General features: G+C 59.3%; 17 protein-coding genes. 5 read left to right on the top strand and 12 right to left on the bottom strand.

The window, feature by feature from the left end:
• Positions 1–106: 106 nt before the first annotated feature.
• The gene (gene ctaD, locus PMI28_RS02110) at positions 107–1,699 is read right to left on the bottom strand and encodes a cytochrome c oxidase subunit I (RefSeq protein ID WP_007992209.1); all 1,593 of its coding nucleotides are present in this window, start codon (positions 1,697–1,699) and stop codon (positions 107–109) included.
• A gap of 82 nt (positions 1,700–1,781) precedes the next feature.
• Positions 1,782–2,909, bottom strand: coding sequence for a cytochrome c oxidase subunit II (gene coxB, locus PMI28_RS02115; RefSeq protein ID WP_007992207.1), 1,128 nt, complete (start codon positions 2,907–2,909; stop codon positions 1,782–1,784).
• A gap of 370 nt (positions 2,910–3,279) precedes the next feature.
• Here coxB and PMI28_RS02120 point away from each other — a divergent pair, with 370 nt between their 5' ends.
• Positions 3,280–3,930 (top strand): hypothetical protein, encoded by a 651-nt coding sequence (locus PMI28_RS02120; protein ID WP_007992205.1) that lies wholly within the window; start codon positions 3,280–3,282, stop codon positions 3,928–3,930.
• A gap of 108 nt (positions 3,931–4,038) precedes the next feature.
• On the opposite strand, the gene PMI28_RS02125 is transcribed toward PMI28_RS02120, so the two are convergent.
• From PMI28_RS02125 to PMI28_RS02135, 3 genes are all read right to left on the bottom strand, one after another.
• Complete coding sequence (locus PMI28_RS02125) at positions 4,039–5,565, bottom strand: SulP family inorganic anion transporter (RefSeq protein WP_007992203.1); 1,527 nt, start codon at positions 5,563–5,565, stop codon at positions 4,039–4,041.
• Between the two features lie 90 nt (positions 5,566–5,655).
• Positions 5,656–6,387, bottom strand: a complete 732-nt coding sequence (locus tag PMI28_RS02130) for a carbonic anhydrase (RefSeq protein ID WP_007992201.1) — start codon at positions 6,385–6,387, stop codon at positions 5,656–5,658.
• 243 nt (positions 6,388–6,630) lie between these two features.
• Positions 6,631–7,689: a PA0069 family radical SAM protein gene (locus PMI28_RS02135; protein ID WP_007992199.1), complete on the bottom strand. Its 1,059-nt coding sequence runs from the start codon at positions 7,687–7,689 to the stop codon at positions 6,631–6,633.
• A 228-nt stretch (positions 7,690–7,917) separates the two neighbouring features.
• On the opposite strand from PMI28_RS02135, the gene PMI28_RS02140 reads away from it, so the two are divergent.
• Together PMI28_RS02140 and PMI28_RS02150 are read left to right on the top strand one after the other, a co-directional pair.
• Positions 7,918–8,220 (top strand): hypothetical protein, encoded by a 303-nt coding sequence (locus PMI28_RS02140; RefSeq protein ID WP_007992197.1) that lies wholly within the window; start codon positions 7,918–7,920, stop codon positions 8,218–8,220.
• A 669-nt stretch (positions 8,221–8,889) separates the two neighbouring features.
• Positions 8,890–9,534 carry a dual specificity protein phosphatase family protein gene (locus tag PMI28_RS02150; protein WP_033063608.1) on the top strand — a complete coding sequence of 215 codons (645 nt, stop codon included), beginning with the start codon at positions 8,890–8,892 and terminating at the stop codon, positions 9,532–9,534.
• Positions 9,535–9,572: 38 nt separating this feature from the next.
• Here the strand turns inward: PMI28_RS02150 and PMI28_RS02155 are convergent, their stop codons facing one another.
• Together PMI28_RS02155 and prlC are read right to left on the bottom strand one after the other, a co-directional pair.
• Positions 9,573–9,860, bottom strand: a complete 288-nt coding sequence (locus PMI28_RS02155; RefSeq protein WP_007992191.1) for a YheV family putative zinc ribbon protein — start codon at positions 9,858–9,860, stop codon at positions 9,573–9,575.
• Positions 9,857–11,908, bottom strand: a complete 2,052-nt coding sequence (gene prlC / locus PMI28_RS02160; protein ID WP_007992190.1) for an oligopeptidase A — start codon at positions 11,906–11,908, stop codon at positions 9,857–9,859. The genes PMI28_RS02155 and prlC overlap by 4 nt, the downstream gene beginning before the upstream one ends.
• A gap of 88 nt (positions 11,909–11,996) precedes the next feature.
• On the opposite strand from prlC, the gene PMI28_RS02165 reads away from it, so the two are divergent.
• A complete protein-coding gene (locus PMI28_RS02165; RefSeq protein WP_007992187.1) occupies positions 11,997–12,542 on the top strand; it encodes a gamma carbonic anhydrase family protein in 546 nt (181 codons plus the stop codon).
• Positions 12,543–12,567: 25 nt separating this feature from the next.
• Positions 12,568–13,218 (top strand): HAD family hydrolase, encoded by a 651-nt coding sequence (locus PMI28_RS02170; protein WP_007992185.1) that lies wholly within the window; start codon positions 12,568–12,570, stop codon positions 13,216–13,218.
• Positions 13,219–13,346: 128 nt separating this feature from the next.
• On the opposite strand, the gene PMI28_RS02175 is transcribed toward PMI28_RS02170, so the two are convergent.
• From PMI28_RS02175 to PMI28_RS02195, 5 genes are all read right to left on the bottom strand, one after another.
• Positions 13,347–13,970, bottom strand: coding sequence for an ABC-type transport auxiliary lipoprotein family protein (locus tag PMI28_RS02175; protein WP_007992183.1), 624 nt, complete (start codon positions 13,968–13,970; stop codon positions 13,347–13,349).
• Positions 13,967–14,905, bottom strand: a complete 939-nt coding sequence (locus tag PMI28_RS02180) for an MlaD family protein (protein WP_007992180.1) — start codon at positions 14,903–14,905, stop codon at positions 13,967–13,969. Before PMI28_RS02180 ends, PMI28_RS02175 begins: the two co-directional genes overlap by 4 nt.
• Before the next feature lies 1 nt (position 14,906).
• Positions 14,907–15,710 carry an ABC transporter ATP-binding protein gene (locus PMI28_RS02185; RefSeq protein ID WP_007992178.1) on the bottom strand — a complete coding sequence of 268 codons (804 nt, stop codon included), beginning with the start codon at positions 15,708–15,710 and terminating at the stop codon, positions 14,907–14,909.
• On the bottom strand, positions 15,707–16,855 hold the full coding sequence (locus tag PMI28_RS02190) for an ABC transporter permease (RefSeq protein ID WP_033063607.1): 1,149 nt from the start codon (positions 16,853–16,855) through the stop codon (positions 15,707–15,709). Before PMI28_RS02190 ends, PMI28_RS02185 begins: the two co-directional genes overlap by 4 nt.
• Positions 16,856–17,023: 168 nt before the next feature.
• Positions 17,024–18,052 (bottom strand): DUF5924 family protein, encoded by a 1,029-nt coding sequence (locus tag PMI28_RS02195; RefSeq protein WP_007992173.1) that lies wholly within the window; start codon positions 18,050–18,052, stop codon positions 17,024–17,026.
• Positions 18,053–18,282 lie beyond the last annotated feature (230 nt).

Here is an 18,282-nt window from a genome sequence, read left to right as displayed (position 1 = left end):
GCGAGCTTGCTCGCGAAAAACCGGAGAGCGCCGCGGGGTGTCAGGTTTCCAGCGTTATCGTTGACGACCATCGCGAGCGAGCTCGCTCCTACAAAGGGGCAGGTGTTCATTTCACTTCCGGCGGCGTGGTGAAGGTGTGATACGGCGCCGGCGACGGGATGCTCCATTCCAGGCCTTCGGCTCCATCCCACGGCTTGGCCGGTGCCGGCGGGCCGCCGCGAATGGTCTTGATCACGATGAACAGGAAGAAGATCTGCGTGGCCCCGAACATGAATGCGCCGATCGACGACACCATGTTGAAGTCGGCGAATTGCAGGTTGTAGTCCGGGATCCGTCGCGGCATGCCCGCCAACCCCACGAAGTGCATCGGGAAGAAGGCCATGTTCATGCCGATGAACGACAGCCAGAAATGCAGCTTGCCGAGGGTTTCGTCGTACATGTGGCCGGTCCATTTCGGCATCCAGTAGTAGGCCGAGGCGAAGATCCCGAAGATTGCCCCCGGCACCAGCACGTAGTGGAAGTGCGCGACCACGAAGTAGGTGTCCTGGTACTGGAAGTCTGCCGGGGCAATGGCCAGCATCAGCCCGGAGAAACCGCCGATGGTGAACAGGATCACGAACGCCACGGCGAACAGCATCGGCGTCTCGAAGGTCAGCGAGCCTTGCCACATGGTGCTGGCCCAGTTGAACACCTTCACGCCCGTTGGCACCGCGATCAGCAGCGTGGCGTACATGAAGAACAGCTCGCCCACCAGCGGAATGCCGACCACGAACATGTGGTGCGCCCAGACGATGAACGACAGGAACGCGATACTCGCCGTGGCGTAGACCATCGACGTGTAACCGAACAATGGCTTTCGCGAGAACGCCGGAATGATCGAGCTGACGGCACCAAAAGCCGGCAGGATCATGATGTACACCTCGGGATGGCCGAAGAACCAGAACACATGCTGGAACAGCACCGGGTCACCGCCACCGGCGGCGCTGAAGAAGCTGGTGCCGAAGTGGATGTCCATCAGCATCATCGTCACGCAACCGGCCAGCACCGGCATCACCGCGATCAGCAGGAAAGCGGTGATCAGCCAGGTCCAGACGAACAGCGGCATTTTCATCAGCGTCATGCCGGGGGCGCGCAGATTGAGGATGGTGGCGATCACGTTGATCGCGCCCATGATCGAACTGATCCCCATCAAGTGAATGGCGAAGATGAAGAAGGTCACGCTTTCCGGCGCGTAGGTGGTCGACAGCGGCGCGTAGAACGTCCAGCCGAAGTTCGGTCCGCCGCCGGGGGTGAACAGGGTCGAAACCAGTAGCAGGAACGCTGCCGGCAACAGCCAGAAGCTGAAGTTGTTCATCCGTGGCAACGCCATGTCCGGTGCGCCGATCATCAGCGGAACCATCCAGTTGGCGAGGCCGACGAAGGCCGGCATCACCGCGCCGAAGACCATCACCAGACCGTGCATGGTGGTCATCTGGTTGAAGAATTCCGGCTGGACGATTTGCAGCCCCGGCTGGAACAGCTCGGCGCGAATCACCATGGCGAACGAGCCGCCAAGCAGGAACATGGAAAATGCAAACCACAGGTACAGCGTGCCGATGTCCTTGTGGTTGGTGGTCAGCACCCAACGCATCAGGCCTTTGGCGGGACCGTGGGCGTGGTCGGTGGCGGTATGAACATGTTCATCGATTACAGCAGTCATGTCCTGTCTCCTGCAAACTGATGGGCTGGGCGGGCCGGGGCGAGCTGTCCCGACCGGTTCCTTGAGTACGCAATAGACCGGGTCATTTGCTTTCCGCCTGTTTCAGCTCCAGCACTTCTTTAGGCGTGACCATGTCGCCCTTGTTGTTGCCCCAGGCGTTACGTTCGTAGGTCACAACCGCTGCAATATCGACTTCCGAGAGCTGTTTGCCGAACGCCGCCATGGCGGTGCCAGGCTTGCCGTGGAAGACAATGCTCAGGTGTGCGTCTTTGGGTCCGGTGGCGATTTTCGAGCCCTTGAGTGCCGGGAACATCGGCGGCAGGCCCTGGCCTTCGGCCTGGTGACAGGCCACGCAGGTGGTGTGATAGATCTTGTCGCCGCGATCCTTGAGCTCGTCGAGCGTCCATTCCTTGCTGGTCAGCTCTTTGAGCTGTGCGGCCTCGGTCTTGCGATCGGCCAGCCATTTTTCGTAATCGGCCTTTTCCTTGACCTCGACCACGGTCGGCATGAAGCCGTGATCCTTGCCACACAACTCGGCACACTGGCCACGGTAGATGCCGGGCTTGTCGATGCGGGTCCAGGCTTCATTGACGAACCCGGGAATCGCATCGCGCTTGACCGCAAAAGCCGGCACCCACCAGGAGTGGATCACGTCGGCGGAGGTCACCAGGAAGCGCACCTTGGTACCGACCGGCAGCACCAATGGCTTGTCGACTTCGAGCAGGTAGTGCTCGCCCTTGGTTTCCTTGTTGTGGATTTGATCCTGGGGGGTGGTCAGGTTGCTGAAGAACTCGACGTCCTGGCCCAGGTATTTGTAGTGCCACTTCCACTGGTAGCCGGTGACCTGGATATCGATTTCCGGCTCGCTGGCGTCGTACATCTTGATCAGCGTCGCAGTGGCGGGAACCGCCATGGCCACCAGGATCAGGAAGGGCACGATGGTCCAGAGGATTTCGACGGTGGTGCTTTCATGAAATTTGGCGGCCACCTGCCCGGTCGAGCGGCGGTGGAGAATCATCGACCAGAACATGGCACCGAAAACGATGATGCCGATCACCACACAGATCCAGAAAATGGTCATGTGCAGGTCGAATACTGCGTGACTGATTTCAGTCGCTCCAGGCGCCATATTCACAGTCCAGGCCGCTTGCGCCTGACTGAAAATCGACCACAACAGGAGGCCCATCCAGACATGTGGATGTCGCATCATTGCGGGTTCCCCTTATCGTTCTTGTTATCCCGCCGGCTTTCACCTGCGGCAAGGGAGCGGCTGCATCAGACTACGAACTTGAATCGCCGTGCCTTGCTGCATATGCAGTCGGGCGTCATCAGCTAACTCCATTCCAACCCGAGTATAGACAGCACCTCTGACCTCGCAACGCGAAGGCGTAAATCATATGAAACAGCATTAACTTGCTTTGCAGGGCACGAATGGAGAAGGATGCAGACGAGTGGTGGCCAATCGATATAACGGGGCCGTCTCAAGGATGAAATAATTATGACAAATGCGTCTTAGCATTTTTCGTAAGCCAGCTAAGTTATGTCTTCCCTATTTCATTGCCTTGTTTCCTGGAGTTTTCATGAACACCGCCGCATTGCGCGAGCAGATCCAAAAAGCCCAACAACACGAAGCCGAGACCGGCCTGCTGACGCGTCAGCTGGAAAGTAAACTGCCTCATCTACACCCGGCCATCCAATTGCCGGAAGCGGACGCCAATGGCGTGCTGACGCGTTTTGTCGCCGCCTACATCGAAGAAGTGCCCGATCTGCTGGATGCAGCCAATGAGGTCGCCAGGGAAGCGGGCATTGAGTCACAGATCAAACCGGTGCTGAAAATCGCCGAGCAGTACTTCCTCCAGCCGCCAGCCATCATGGCCGGCCATGTCGGGCTCGACAGCCTGCTGGATGAAGCCTATCTGGCGCACCGGTTTGTCGAAGAGGTCAACGACCTGTACATCAAGCATTTCGGCCAGCCACTGATCCCATTGGACATGACTGTCGCCAACCTGATTGCTCACCAATTGATCGGTGAGGAATTTGCCAACCAACTGGATGAAGTAGTGCATCACGCCTTTGACGAGATGCTTAACGACGAAAGTTTCGCACTGGAGTCCGTGGAAGCCTACCGTGAGAAGCTCAGCAGCCCGGACACCGGCGCCGCATGGAAACGCTGGCCGTGCATGTCCCGCCGCCTGGGCGTGGGCCTGGAGCTGGATCAGCCGGCGGCTTGATCCCTGAAACCTGTGGGAGCGGGCTTGCTCGCGAATACGGTCAATCATTCAACGTTGATGTCGACTGACACGCCGCTTTCGCGAGCAAGCCCGCTCCCACACTGTTATCTACCCGGCCGCACCAATTCCTGTATTGGTCCGCACCCGTCCCTCAAGCCGACGCTTCAATCCCCGCGATTCAATCAACAGCTTCGACCCCTTGGCCGCATTCGCCCGACCCCATTCCTCCAGCAGCTCCAGACACGAGTGATCGATGTAGCTCAGGTTATTGAGCGGCACATGCACGGTCGTACCCTGCGCAATGCTGTCCAGCACCCGGGTCAGCGCCGGCACTTTCAGGAAAGTCGCCGCGCCCACCAGGCGCAATTCCATTTCCCCTTCCCGGGGCAGGTCGATCAGGCTGATCTTCAAGCGCGAGGCTTTCAGCGCCAGTTTCACCAGCGTCAGGCCGAAGCCAATCAACACGCCAGTCAGCAGGTCCGTGAAAACGATGGCCAGCGCAGTTGCCGCGTAAGTGAACATCGGCGCCCGGCCATACCGGCCCAATCCGCGAAAGACCTTGAGATCCACCAGTTTGAAACCGGTATACACCAGCACGCCCGCCAGGCTCGCCACCGGAATGCTTTGCAGGACACTGGACAGCAACAGCACGAACGCCAGCAGCCACAGGCCGTGGAAAATGGTCGAAAACCGCGTGGTTGCTCCGGCCTGAACATTCGCCGAACTGCGCACGATAACGCCGGTCATCGGCAATGCCCCAAGCAGGCCACACAGCATGTTGCCGATACCTTGCGCCGACAACTCCCGGTCAAAGTCCGAACGCTGGCCGCTGTGCATGCGATCAACCGCCGCGGCCGAGAGCAAGGTTTCGGCGCTGGCGATGAAGGCCACGGCAAACGCGGCGATCAGTAAGGTCGGATCCGCCAGGTTGAGCAGATCCGCCGGTTTCAGCCAGTCGATGGCCTCCGCCAGATTGGCCGGTACCTCAACCCGTTTGACCTGCAACGCCAGCACCAGGCTGGCAAGCGTGGCCAGACCGACACCCAGTAGCGCCCCGGGAATGAAGCGCAGGGATTGCGGACGGAATTTTTCCCACAGCCACATGACGGCAATCGTCGACAAGCCGAGCAAGCCGGCTTGCCAGCCAACCGTGGGCAACGCCTGAGCCAGTACCGCCGGGAAAGCTGCAAGGTTATCCAGGCCCGAGGGTTTGGGCGCGGCATCCAGCATCACATGCACCTGAGACAGGATGATCAGCACGCCAATCCCGGCCAGCATGCCGTACACCACCGCCGGCGCCGTCACCCGAAACCAGCAGCCCAGCTTCAAACGACCGGCCAACAGTTGCAGCAAACCCGCCAGCACCAGAATGGGCCCGAGCATGGCGATGCCGTGTTGGCGGACCAGTTCGAATACCAGAACCGCCAGGCCCGCCGCCGGGCCGCTGACTTGCAACGGCGAGCCGGCCAACCAACCGACTACCAGACCACCGATGATGCCGGTGATCAGACCTTTGGCCGGCGGCAGTCCCGAGGCAATCGCAATGCCCATGCACAGGGGCAGGGCGACCAGAAACACAACCACCGAAGCCAGCAGCTCCCGTGGTAGAACAGCTTTGAGTCGAGCAGCACGCATGGTGAGTCTCCCGAAGTTTTCTTCAGGCATGGCAAAGCCAGGCTGCCTGAACGGCAGCCTCGGCTGAACCACACAACGATTTAGGGGGATTTAGAAGCGCGCTTTGGGCGTCGCCACGGGAATTGGCAGGCTGCCATTGAGCGGCAGGAAACAGCCTTTATCGGCGTCGTAGGCTTTGATTTCGCTGGTTTCGATGTTGTAGACCCAGCCGTGAATGAACAACTGACCGTTGGCCATGCGCGAGGCCACCGACGGATGGGTGCGCAGATGCTGCAACTGGGCGATCACATTCTCTTCGGTGAGGATGTGCATGCTTTCGCTTTCGCTGGAGCAGTTGCAGTTCTCCTGCACCATGGTCTTGGCCACTTCGGCATGACGCAGCCAGGCTTTGACCGTGGGCATTTTTTCCAGGCTTTGCGGGTTGAGCACCGCGCGCATGGCGCCGCAATCGGAGTGCCCGCAAATGATGATGTGATGCACCCCCAGAGCCAGTACGGCGTACTCGATGGCCGTGGAAACACCACCGTTCATTTGCCCGTAAGGCGGTACGACGTTACCGACATTGCGCGTCACGAACAGATCGCCGGGGGAGCTTTGGGTGATCAATTCGGGAACGATGCGCGAATCGGCGCAAGCGATGAACATCGCTCGCGGCCGCTGGGCCGTGGCGAGTTTCTTGAAGAGTTCTTCCTGCTGGGGAAAGATCTCATGATGAAAATGCAAAAAGCCGTCAACGATATGCTGCAACGCTGCATCGGCGGTTTCCGCCTCGGGTTCGGGCGAAGCCGATGCAGCCAACGGCTGTTTATCCTTATCACTCATGATTCATCCTCATTGACGGGCTCAGGGAGCCATCCGTTGTTGTCCGGTGTAAAGCCAGTGGCTGGTTGAAAAACATCCAGGTCAAACAGCTCGACCCATCAGTCACTCCATGAATAAGTTAGCGGTTGAATCTTAATTCAAACTGAATGAAACGCTCTAGGACGCGTGTTCCAGGTCACAAAAAACGTGACCGGCCTAATGCGTGAGCGCGCTCCTCAGTACTCAACCATAGGCCAATTGTCCTCAAATCAACGACATCTGGCGACCCGGCGGACAAAAGGCGTCGCAATCCAGGTTAAAGCCTTCCCGTCGATTGAGCCCCAGGCGCTTGATGGTTTTGGCAAAGCGCTGTGCCAGCAGGTCAGCGAAGGGGCCTTCGCCGCGCATTCGAGCGCCAAAGCGGCTGTCGTAGAGTTCACCGCCACGGCTCTGGCGAATCAGGCTCAACACATGCGCCGCCCGTTGCGGATAGTGGGCGCCCAGCCATTCTTCGAACAGCGGCGCCACTTCCAGCGGCAGGCGCAACATCATGTAAGCAGCGCTTTGCGCCCCGGCCGCATGGGCCTCCGCGAGCAGGCTTTCGAGCTCACTGTCGTTGATCATCGGAATCATCGGTGAACACAGCACGCCCACCGGAATGCCTGCATCGCGCATGACCCTGATCGCCCGCAACCGGGCCTTGGGCGCTGCGGCGCGGGGTTCGAGGATGCGCTTGAGTTCGTCGTCCAGGGTGGTCAGGCTGATCATTACCGCCACCAGTCTTTGGCTGGCAAGCTCGGTCAGCAGGTCCAGATCGCGAAGAATCAGCGAACCCTTGGTGACGATGGTCACCGGGTGCCGGTAACGCAGGAGTACCTCGAGGGTTTGCCGGGTGATCTTGTATTCACGCTCGATCGGCTGATACGGATCGGTGTTGGAACCGAGGTTGATCGGTGCGCATTGATAGCCACGCTTGGACAGCTGCGCCTCCAGCACATCCACGGCGTTGGTCTTGGCGATCAGTTTTGTTTCGAAATCCAGCCCTGGTGACATGTCCCAATAGGCGTGACTGGGGCGCGCATAGCAATAAATGCAACCGTGCTCGCAGCCGCGATAGGGATTGATCGAACGGTCGAAGGGCAAATCCGGTGATGTGTTACGGGTAATGATGGTTTTCGCCGTTTCAATACGCACCTCGGTGCCTTGGGTGAGCGGTACTTCCTGGTACCAGCCGTCGTCCTCTGCCACCGAATGGCTGGGGGCGAAGCGGTTGTGCGGATTGGTTGCGGTGCCGCGGCCACGGGGAGGCAGAGAGCTGATCATCGGCGTATTCCTGTATCTGTATATCCATACAGTAAGCGACGTCACACCTGGCGACCAGTACCGCTCAGCCCTTCATTTGACAGTTGGGCTGTTGTCATGAACTTACTTGTTCAACAAATGAAGAGAAAACTAAGGAAACATATAGTCAGTGGCTGGACTCAATACCCGCCCGTATATTCAACCCAACAAGCAACACCCTCAACAACAAACAAATAAAAGGATTTATTAATGTCTTTCTTAAATCAGCGCGGTATCTTTCTGCAACTCATGCAACCGGGTCCTTCGGAGCCCAATACACTGGTTTCGCTACAGCTGGCTCGAAAAGAATTAAGTTGGGACGCGGAAAATGAAACCCAAGTTGAAAGTTTGGTCGACTCTGAGTTTTACACGGCTATTTCCACAGACCGTGGAAGCTCGTTCAGTATCAGGTCCGTTGGCAAGGATGTCGATGGAGACGGGACCATCGGTGCAACCGACAAAGCCAAGCTGCAGGCGCTGGCCAAGGCCTACGCCAGTATCGTCAACCCTTGACTCCTGACCGTTGATTTCGGCTGTCAAAGAGTCGTTTCGGATGCATGTGGACTACTGCATGCATTCAAAATAATCGCAAGGGTAAAATGCCAACATTCACCAATACAGGCGATTTCTTGCAACGAATAGAAACATCAAACGATGTACAAGCAATTGTAAAACCAATAAGACCAAACAACTATTCCGACGCAACAAATCAACCATGACATCAATGTTAATTCAGACAGTAACATTGACGAAAAAGATATCGGCATCGTGACAGATCTCGCGCTCGCCTATTTTCATCAAACAATAATAACTTCTGAATTCGCGGGATATATCTATCGCCTTCCCGCTGACCCGCCCGAGTTTCGAATAGGCGTCGAGATATTGGAGCTTGATGAAGACGATCAAAAATTGTACAGCCTCGATGTTCTCAAAACCGAGTCTCTGGATTCCGGTTTCAAGGTGCGCGCCGCAACCCTCAGACTGAAAAGGTTTATGAGTACGGGACGGCCCTGGAGGCATTGCTCAAGGCATTCATCAAGTTGGAACTGTAGGCCCGGTCAGGCGTAGCGACTTCCAGGCAGGGACTTCACGATTCTTTGACGGTTCGCTCACAGGCCTTTGACCGTGCATGCCTGATCCTTGTCAGCATCTTCCCGTCCCTTTCTGAACGGTCGCTCAAGCATGCCTCTATCACGTTTTTTATCTGCAATATGCCTGTCGCTGGTCGCACTCGTTAACCTGACACCGGCATTTGCTGACGACAGCGCGATGCACCGTCCGGCAGACTGGGCTCAACCGATCGAGAAGCAATACAACCTCTTTCAAATGTCGCCAACCCTCTATCGCAGCGCCTTGCCGGACAAAGGGGCGGTGCCGCTGCTGGAGAAGCTCCAGGTCGGGACGGTGATCAACTTCCTGCCGGAAGCGGACTCCAGTTGGTTGTCCACGCCGGGCATCACTCAAGTACAACTGCCTTATCGCACCAACCACGTGGATGACGCCGATGTGCTCAAGGCCTTGCGCGCCATCAAGTCTGCCGAAGCCAAAGGCCCGGTTTTGATGCACTGCAAACACGGCTCCGACCGTACCGGCCTGATGGCGGCCATGTACCGGGTTGTCATCCAGGGCTGGACCAAGGAAGAGGCCCTGAACGAAATGACCCAGGGCGGCTTTGGTGACAGTACCCACTTCAAAGACGGCATTCGCTACATGATGCAGGCCGACGTGGAAAAACTGCGCACGGCCCTGGCCAATGGCGATTGCAGCACCAGCCCGTTCGCCGCGTGCTCGATGAAGAGCTGGTTCAAGTCCGCTCATATCGAATAAAAAAAAACCCGCTGCATTGTGCAACGGGTTTTTTTCACTCAGTGCTGTTCGTCAGGCTTTTTCGTCAGTTTCGGGTTCGGGAAGAACTGAACCGTCTGAACCTTGGTGTCCGGTGCTTTGGGCACGGTGGTATTAACCCGCGTACCCAGCTCCCTGGGCACCGACAGCCCCTGTTCATTGAGTGTGTCGGAGTAACCGCAGGCCACGCACTCACGATGCGGGACCTGGTCTTCGTTCCACATCATCAACTTGTCCGGTTCGCTGCATGCCGGGCAGACCGCCCCGGCGATAAAGCGTTTTTTCGTAATCACAGGTCCCTCACTCATGCTGCCGCGCCCTCACTCAGGCCGCTGTGGCGCAAGAGTGCGTCAATCGACGGCTCACGGCCACGGAAGTCGACGAACAGCACCATCGGTTCCTGGGAACCGCCACGCGCCAGGATCGCTTCGCGGAAAGCGCGACCGGTGTCGGCGTTGAGCACGCCTTCCTCTTCAAACTTCGAGAACGCATCGGCCGAGAGCACTTCAGCCCATTTGTAGCTGTAGTAACCCGCGGCATAACCGCCAGCGAAGATGTGCGCAAAGCTGTTGGGAAAGCGGTTATAGGCCGGCGGACGCATGACCGAAACCTCGTCGCGCACGCCTTCGAGCACTTGCAGCACACTGCGACCATCGCCGTGGGTGGCGTGCAGTTCGAAGTCGAACAGCGAGAACTCCAGTTGGCGGACCATCATCAGGCCCGACTGGAAGTTTTTCGCCGCGAGCATTTTCCCGAGCAGGTCCTGAGGCAGCGGTTCGCCGGTTTCATAATGACCGGAAATCAGCGCCAGACCTTCTGGCTCCCAGCACCAGTTTTCCATGAACTGACTTGGCAGTTCGACAGCATCCCAGGCCACGCCGTTGATGCCGGATACACCAGCATGCTCGACGCGGGTCAGCAGGTGATGCAGGCCGTGGCCGAATTCATGGAACAGGGTGGTGACTTCGTCATGGGTCAGCAGTGCAGGCTTGCCGCTGTCGGCCGGGGTGAAGTTGCACACCAGGTTCGCCACCGGACTTTGCAATACACCGCCAGCCGTGCGGCGACGGTCGCGTGCGCCGTCCATCCAGGCACCGCCACGCTTGTTGGCGCGGGCGTAGAGGTCGAAGAAGAAGCGGCCGACGTGCTGGCCGTTTTCCTTGATTTCAAACAGGCGCACATCCGGGTGCCAGGTGTCGAAGCCTTTGAGTTCGGCGATCTCGATGCCGTACAGGCGCTGGACGATGGCGAACAGGCCGCTGAGCACCTTGTCGATCGGGAAGTAGGCGCGCAGGGCTTCCTGGGCGACGCTGTAACGCTGTTCACGGAGTTTTTCGCCGTAGAAACCGCTGTCCCAGCTTTGCAGATCCGGGCAGCCTTGTTCAGCAGCATAGGCCTTGAGCTGTTCCAGATCCTGGGCGGCGAACGGCTTGCTGCGCTTGGCCAGGTCGCGCAGGAAGCTCAGCACCTGATCGCTGGATTCGGCCATTTTGGTCGCCAGGCTCAGCTCGGAGAAACTGCTGAACCCCAAGAGTTTTGCCAGTTCCTGACGCAGGTCGAGGATTTCTTCCATGACCGGACCGTTGTCGTTCTGGCCGGCATTCGGGCCCTGGTCCGACGCACGGGTGCAGTACGCGGCATAGACCTCTTCACGCAGGGCGCGGTCCTGGGCGTAGGTCATCACCGCGTAGTAGCTCGGGAATTCCAGGGTGATCAGCCAGCCGTCCAGATCCTTGGCCTGAGCCGCGGCGGCCATTTGTGCCTTGGCCGAATCGGTCAGGCCGGCGAGGGCGGCTTCATCGGTGATGTGCCTGGTCCACGCCTGTGTGGCGTCGAGCAACTGGTTGGAGAAACGGCTGCCCAGTTCGGACAGCTTGCTCTGCACCTCGGCGTAACGCTTCTGTTCGGCTTCCGGCAGGTCGATACCCGACAGACGGAAGTCACGCAGGGAGTGTTCCAGGATAGTTTTCTGCGCCACCTCGAAACCGGCGGCTTCAGGACTGCTGGCCAGGGCTTCGAAGGCCTGGAACAGTTCGCGGTTCTGGCCCAATTCGGTGGCATAGGCGCTCAAGGCCGGCAGGCACGACTCGTAGGCTTCACGCAGTTCGGCGCTGTTGCACACGGCGTTGAGGTGGCTGACCGGGCTCCAGGCGGCGCCCAGGCGATCGTTGAGTTCATCCATCGCCAGCACCAGGCCAGCCCACGTTGGCTGTTTGGCCTGGGTCTTGAGAATCTCGACGATGGCGGCACGGTTGTCAGCCAGGATCTGTTCAATGGCCGGTTGTACGTGTTCGGCGCGGATGGCGGAGAACGGCGGCAGGTCGTAGGACTGCAAAAGAGGGTTGTTCACGCTCACGGTTGATACCTTGGCTGGAGAATCATGCAGCCATCTTAATTACAATCGACACTTACCGCAGCTATCAGCGACAGAGAGAAACCCTATCGTGAACCTTCGCAAGTATCAGAACCATACGCCGCTGCTTGGCAAAGGCGCTTTTGTCGACCGCTCGGCGGTGGTGATCGGCGACGTTGAAATCGGCGAAGACAGCTCGGTCTGGCCACTGACGGTGATCCGTGGCGACATGCACCGCATCCGCATCGGCGCGCGCACCAGCGTGCAGGATGGCTGCGTGTTGCACATCACCCATGCCGGGCCGTTCAACCCCGATGGCTTTCCGTTGCTGATCGGCAATGACGTGACCATCGCCCACAAGGTCATGCTGCATGGCTGTTCGGTGGGCAGCCGGGTGTTGATCGGCATGGGCAGCATCGTCATGGACGGCGCGGTGGTCGACGATGACGTGATTATCGGTGCCGGCAGCCTGGTGCCACCGGGCAAGCACCTGCAAAGCGGCTTCCTGTATGTGGGCAGCCCGGTGAAGCAGATCCGCCCGCTGACTGACAAGGAGCGCGCCTTTTTCACCTATAGCGCGGCGAACTACGTGAAGCTCAAGGACCTGCATCTGGCCGAAGGCTACGACTCGCTTTGATCCGGCCCCTTATTCAGGATTCAACATGCATTACCAAACCGTTTTGTTCGACCTCGATGGCACCCTGACCGACCCGCGCGAGGGCATCACCCGTTCTATCCAGTTCGCCTTGAGCAAACTGGGTATCGATGAGCCGGACCTGACCAAACTCGAACACTTCATCGGCCCGCCGCTGTTGCAGGCGTTCATGCAGTTCTACGACTTCGATGAAGCCCGCGCCTGGGAGGCGGTGAATTTTTATCGCGAGCGCTTCAAGGTCACCGGTTTGTACGAAAACCGCGTGTTTGATGGTGTCACACCGTTGCTGGAGACCCTGAACGGACAAGGGCGGCAGCTGTACATCGCCACTTCGAAGCCGTGGGTGTTCGCCCGGGAAATCGCCCGGCATTTCGATTTTGCCAGGCACTTCAAAGTGATTTACGGCAGCGAACTGGATGGTACCCGGACCAACAAAATCGAGCTGATCGCACACCTGATGGCCGAAGAAGGCCTGGACCCGGCCAACACCCTGATGATCGGCGACCGCAAGCACGACCTGATCGGCGCACGCAGCAATGGCCTGGTTGCGGCGGCGGTGGGTTACGGGTTCGGCAGCCACGAAGAATTGAGCGCCGAGGCGCCGGCGTATCACTTTGAAACGCTGGCTGAGTTGCATCAGGCGTTTTTGCAGCGCTGATAAGGTCGACACAAATCAACTGTGGGAGCGGGCTTGCTCGCGAAGGCGGTGCATCAGGCAACATTAATGTCGGCTGGCACTCCCTCTTCGCGAGCAAGCCCGCTCCCACAGGGGGACTGTGTTCTTCTTCAGGGTCTTGGCGGCGGGGCGAGTTTCTGCCCTTGCTCAACTGCCCAGTTCACCACCTGCGCGGTCAACTGATCGTTCGCCTGACCAAACCCGGCCACCACCGCCGGGACCTGCACATCGCTGAGTGGCTGGCGCACTTCAAAGCGGCGGCTGGCGAGGATGCGCTGGTCGTAGCTGCGCACCAGCAACGCATCCAGACGCACCACCGCGCTGGCATTCGTACCTTGGTATTCAGTCTGAAACGCCTGCAGGCTGCCGCCCAATTCAAGATCGGTCTGGAAAATGCTGTCATCGGTGCTCAACAGCGGCACCCGCCCGTCATGCTGGAAACCTTCCAGCAAGCGATTGCGCACCAGCACCGGCGTCGGGTCGCTCCAGCGCGAACCCTTGTAGTGGCTGATCACATCGCCCTGAGGAATCACTGCAATGTTCGGGCTGTTCAACGCTTCGCTGGACTGGAATTTGCTCAGGCGCAGCGACCAGCGTTGCGGCGTGCCGTGGCTGGCCGATGCGCTCTGGGCCGACGGCAATCGATAGACTTCGAAGGGTTCGGGCTTGGGCAGGATCGAGCACGAACTGATCAGCGTGAAGCCAGCGAGGAGAGCAATCCGAATCAGCTTCATGGCGTGAACTCCTTGGTCTTTTCACTGCCCAGCAGGTAACCGCTGGGGTTGGCCTCCAGTCGTTTGGTAATGACGCGCAACGAGGACAGGGTTTCGCGCATCTCGCGCACGGCCGGGCCCAGGCCATTGAGGCCTTGCATGCCGCTGTTGAGCGAGTCCTGATTGGCGGTGATCAGTTTGTTGAGGGTGGCGCTGCTTTCCTGCAGCGACTTCATCGCCTGCTCGGCGCTGCCCAGCGCTTCTTTGCCATGCTCGTTGAGCAACCCATTGGCATTACGCATCAGCGCCGTGGTCTGTTCCAGCATGTTGTTGGCCTGTTTGCCGACCGAGGCCAGTTGCTGCATGGCCTGGCGGATATCGCCGCGCTGCTCGGCAATGGTTCCGGTGGTTTGCTCCAGATGCTCCAGGGTGTTGCTGATGCGTTCGATGTTTTCCGTGGAGAACATCAGGTTGGCGTTATGCATCAGCGTGCTCACCCCGGCCATCAAGTCTTCGCTGTCATTGAGCAGGCGAGCGATGGGCGAGGGCGAGGCGACGATGGTCGGCAGGTTGCCGTCCTTGCCCTTGAGCGTCGGGCTCTGTGGCGTGCCGCCGCTGAGCTGGATGATCGAGGTCCCGGTGACACCGGTCAGGGCCAGCTTGGCATTGGTGTCTTCCTTGACCGGGGTATCGCCGGCCAGACGAATTCGCGCCAGTACCCGGCGCGGGTCTTTCGGGTCCAGGCGCAACGAGATCACGTCGCCGACCTTGATCCCGCTGTACTGCACCGAACTGCCTTTGGACAAACCGCTGACCGCCTCGTTGAACACAACCTCGTAGTCCTTGAACTCGGTGTCGACACTGGACTTGGCCAGCCACAGGCCGAACAACAGTGCGGCCGTCACCACAATCACCGTGAACAGGCCGATCAATACATGATGGGCTCGGGTTTCCATGTCAGACCTCTTTGAGCTGTTGGGCGGCCGTCAATGCCGCGCGGCCGCGAGGGCCATGGAAGTATTCGTGAATCCACGCATCGTTGGTTTCCGACACCTTGTCGATGGCGTCCGCCACCAGCACTTTTTTCTGCGCCAGCACCGCCACCCGGTCGGTGATGGTGTAAAGCGTGTCGAGGTCGTGGGTCACCAGAAAGACACTCAGGCCCAGGGCATCGCGCAGGGTCAGGATCAATTGGTCGAACGCGGCGGCGCCAATCGGATCGAGGCCGGCGGTGGGTTCGTCGAGAAACAGGATGTCCGGGTCCAGTGCCAGTGCCCTGGCCAGTGCGGCACGCTTGATCATGCCGCCGGACAGCGACGAGGGGTATTTCTCCGCCGCCGACAGCGGCAATCCGGCCAAGGCCATTTTCACCGCTGCCAGGTGCTCGGCGTCGTTGCGGCTCAAACCGGCGTGTTCGATCAGCGGCAGGGCGACGTTCTCGGTCACCGTCAATGAAGAGAACAGCGCACCCTTCTGGAACAGCACGCCAAAGCGTCGTTCCACCAGCGAGCGCTCGTGCTCCGACAAGGTTGGCAGGTTCTTGCCGAAGACTTTCACCACCCCTTCGCTGGGCTGGCGCAACCCGACAATGCTGCGCAGCAACACCGATTTACCGCTGCCGGAACCGCCGACCACGGCGAGGATCTCGCCTTTGTACAAGTCCAGGTCGAGGTTCTCGTGCACGCTCTGGCGGCCAAAGCGGTTGCACAACCCACGCACCTCAATCACCGCCTCGGAGGGCGCTCGGGGGATACGACTCACCAACCCATCTCCATGAAAAACATCGCGGCTATCGCATCCATCACGATCACCACGAAAATCGACTGCACCACGCTCGACGTGGTGTGGGCGCCCACGGACTCAGCGCTGCCGCTGACCTTGAAGCCTTCAAGGCAACCAATCGCGGCGATCAGGAAGGCGAAGACCGGTGCTTTGACGATCCCCACCAGAAAGTGCTGAACGCCGATGTCGGTTTGCAGCAGCGATATGAACATTGCCGGCGAGATATCCAGCGCCACGGCGCAGACCACGCCACCGCCGATAATCCCCGACAGCATCGCCAGGAAGGTCAGCATCGGCAGGGCGATCAGCAACGCCAGGACCCGCGGCACCACCAGCAATTCCACGGGGTCGAGGCCCAGAGTGCGAATGGCGTCGATTTCTTCGTTGGCCTTCATCGAACCGATTTGCGCCGTGAACGCACTGGCGGTGCGCCCGGCCATCAGGATCGCGGTCAGCAGCACACCGAATTCGCGCAGGAAGGCGAATCCCACCAGGTCCACGGTAAAGACAGTGGCGCCGAAAGTGGCCAGCACCGTCGACCCGAGAAACGCCACGACGGCGCCCACCAGAAAGGTCAGCAGGGCAACGATTGGGGCGGCGTCGAGGCCGGTCTGTTCGATGTGCGCGATCATCGGTGTGACGCGCCAGCGTTTCGGCCGGAACAGGCCGCGGACGATGGTTTCGATGATCAGGCCAACGAAACCCAGAAGTTGCAGGGTGTCCTGCCAGACGGCGTCCACCGCGCGGCCAATGCGGGTCAGCAACTGAATGGATACGCTGACTTCCGGTTCCTTGATCGGTACGCAGAAGTCGGTCAACGAGCAGTAGACGGTTTGCAGCAACGCCCGGTCGGCGGTGGAGAGTGTGCAATCAGGATGTTCGGCGGAGCGGCCGAGACGCTCGGAGCCAAGCAACTCGACCAACAGCGAGGCGCCGGCGGTGTCCAGGGCGCCCAGTCCGTTGAGGTCGATGGGGGTGTTGGCGTCGTACTGGCCCTGGAGTTTTTTGCTCAACAGCTTGAGGTCAGCGTAATGGGCAAGCGTCCAGTCGCCCGTCACCCGCAACCGCGCAGGGGTGAGCGACGTGTCTAATCGGGCGTTGCCGGCCATCGTGCTGCTGATCATAAGCTCCGTGCTTGTTGGTAATGCTGTTCTCTCGAATGGACGTGGCGAGGGAGCTTGCTCCCGCTGGGCTGCGCAGCAGCCCCATTACTTTTGGTAAAGAGGGGGCCGCTTCGCGCCCCAGCGGGAGCAAGCTCCCTCGCCACACGCTACGTAATAGCACGAAGCGGACTACTTTTCTTTGATCGCTGTGCTGTCCGTGACTTCGAAACGCAGCACACCGATGACCTGGCCATCTTCGGTCAGCACCCGGACCTGCCATTTGCCGGCCGGATTGCCCGTGAAATTCTGTTTGTGGGTCCAGGCCCGGTAACCTTCCTTGCGCCCGCCACGGATATCCAGGGGAATACGGTCGACCTCTTTACCGTTGAATTGCCAGACGTGATAAATCCGTTCGTCCAGGCCACGCGGGGCATTGATCGCGGTGTACGCGTAGAGCCCGCCATTGCGAATCTGCTCGGCGCTGACTTCGTCGAGGCTGGCGCCTGGTGTGCGGTCCTGCATTTGCGTGCTGATGGCCACATCGGTCATCCAAAGCGTCGCCGGTGGCACCCACGAGCGCAGCTCCCAACCAACGACACCGATGCCCAGGGTGATACTCAAAATCGCCAGCGCACTGCGCACAGTACGAATCGGGAAGATCGACGCCAGGCTCGGGAACGACAACAGCACCGAGATGCCCAGCGCCCATTTGAAACTCTGCGCGGTGGTCAGGTGCATGATTACCGGCAACGCGGTGAGCAGCGCGGCAAACAAGGTCAGGGTATGCAGGGCCAGAAACGCCCAGCGCCGTGGCGCCAGCCATTTGTAGTAGAGCGGGTCGATAATTGAAATCAGCGCCGCGATACCCAACAGCCCGGTGAACACCAGCTGGCCGCTGTTCCACGTCGTGGTGATGAAGAAGAACGGCAGGACAAAGAACAGGCTTTCCTGATGGATCATCTGCGTCGCGTAGCGCAGCAACGGTTCCGGGATTTCTCGTTTGAAGATGCGCGTGAACAGCTTGGTCAGGCTGTTTTCCAGCATCAACCAGATCCAGCTGATCAGCATGATCGTGGTGATCCAGCTCGCCAGGCCTTGCTGGCGATCGACCAGAATGAAACTGCACACCCCGGAGATGAAACCACCGAGCGCGATGACCCCAGGGTAGCGCTTCATCAATTCGAGGATGCGCAGTACGAAAAGGGTCAGGTTTTGCATTCGGCGGGTTCACAGTAGTCGTAGGAAAAAACCTCGACAGGGTACCGTTGGCGCGGCGCTGTGGCGAGGGTCCCGGTCAGCCTGACCGAACATAAAACCCTGTGGCCAAAACAAAGCAACCTGTGGCGAGGGAGCTTGCTCCCGCTGGGGTGCGAAGCGCCCCCAAAACCATTCACCGCAAATTGTCAGATGGCACGCGGACTCCCATATTGCGACTGCTGCGCAGCCGA

The organism is Pseudomonas sp. GM48, from assembly GCF_000282335.1.
Classification (GTDB): Bacteria; Pseudomonadota; Gammaproteobacteria; order Pseudomonadales; family Pseudomonadaceae; genus Aquipseudomonas.
Note: the sequence above shows the minus strand (reverse complement) of the source record. Positions and strands in the feature narration are given on the sequence as shown.

Coding starts and splice junctions, on each gene's coding strand:
- ctaD (WP_007992209.1), bottom strand. CDS start 1,699: ATGACTGCTGTAATCGATGAACATGTTCATACCGCCACCGACCACGCC.
- coxB (WP_007992207.1), bottom strand. CDS start 2,909: ATGATGCGACATCCACATGTCTGGATGGGCCTCCTGTTGTGGTCGATT.
- PMI28_RS02120 (WP_007992205.1), top strand. CDS start 3,280: ATGAACACCGCCGCATTGCGCGAGCAGATCCAAAAAGCCCAACAACAC.
- PMI28_RS02125 (WP_007992203.1), bottom strand. CDS start 5,565: ATGCGTGCTGCTCGACTCAAAGCTGTTCTACCACGGGAGCTGCTGGCT.
- PMI28_RS02130 (WP_007992201.1), bottom strand. CDS start 6,387: ATGAGTGATAAGGATAAACAGCCGTTGGCTGCATCGGCTTCGCCCGAA.
- PMI28_RS02135 (WP_007992199.1), bottom strand. CDS start 7,689: ATGATCAGCTCTCTGCCTCCCCGTGGCCGCGGCACCGCAACCAATCCG.
- PMI28_RS02140 (WP_007992197.1), top strand. CDS start 7,918: ATGTCTTTCTTAAATCAGCGCGGTATCTTTCTGCAACTCATGCAACCG.
- PMI28_RS02150 (WP_033063608.1), top strand. CDS start 8,890: ATGCCTCTATCACGTTTTTTATCTGCAATATGCCTGTCGCTGGTCGCA.
- PMI28_RS02155 (WP_007992191.1), bottom strand. CDS start 9,860: ATGAGTGAGGGACCTGTGATTACGAAAAAACGCTTTATCGCCGGGGCG.
- PMI28_RS02170 (WP_007992185.1), top strand. CDS start 12,568: ATGCATTACCAAACCGTTTTGTTCGACCTCGATGGCACCCTGACCGAC.
- PMI28_RS02175 (WP_007992183.1), bottom strand. CDS start 13,970: ATGAAGCTGATTCGGATTGCTCTCCTCGCTGGCTTCACGCTGATCAGT.
- PMI28_RS02180 (WP_007992180.1), bottom strand. CDS start 14,905: ATGGAAACCCGAGCCCATCATGTATTGATCGGCCTGTTCACGGTGATT.
- PMI28_RS02190 (WP_033063607.1), bottom strand. CDS start 16,855: ATGATCAGCAGCACGATGGCCGGCAACGCCCGATTAGACACGTCGCTC.
- PMI28_RS02195 (WP_007992173.1), bottom strand. CDS start 18,052: ATGCAAAACCTGACCCTTTTCGTACTGCGCATCCTCGAATTGATGAAG.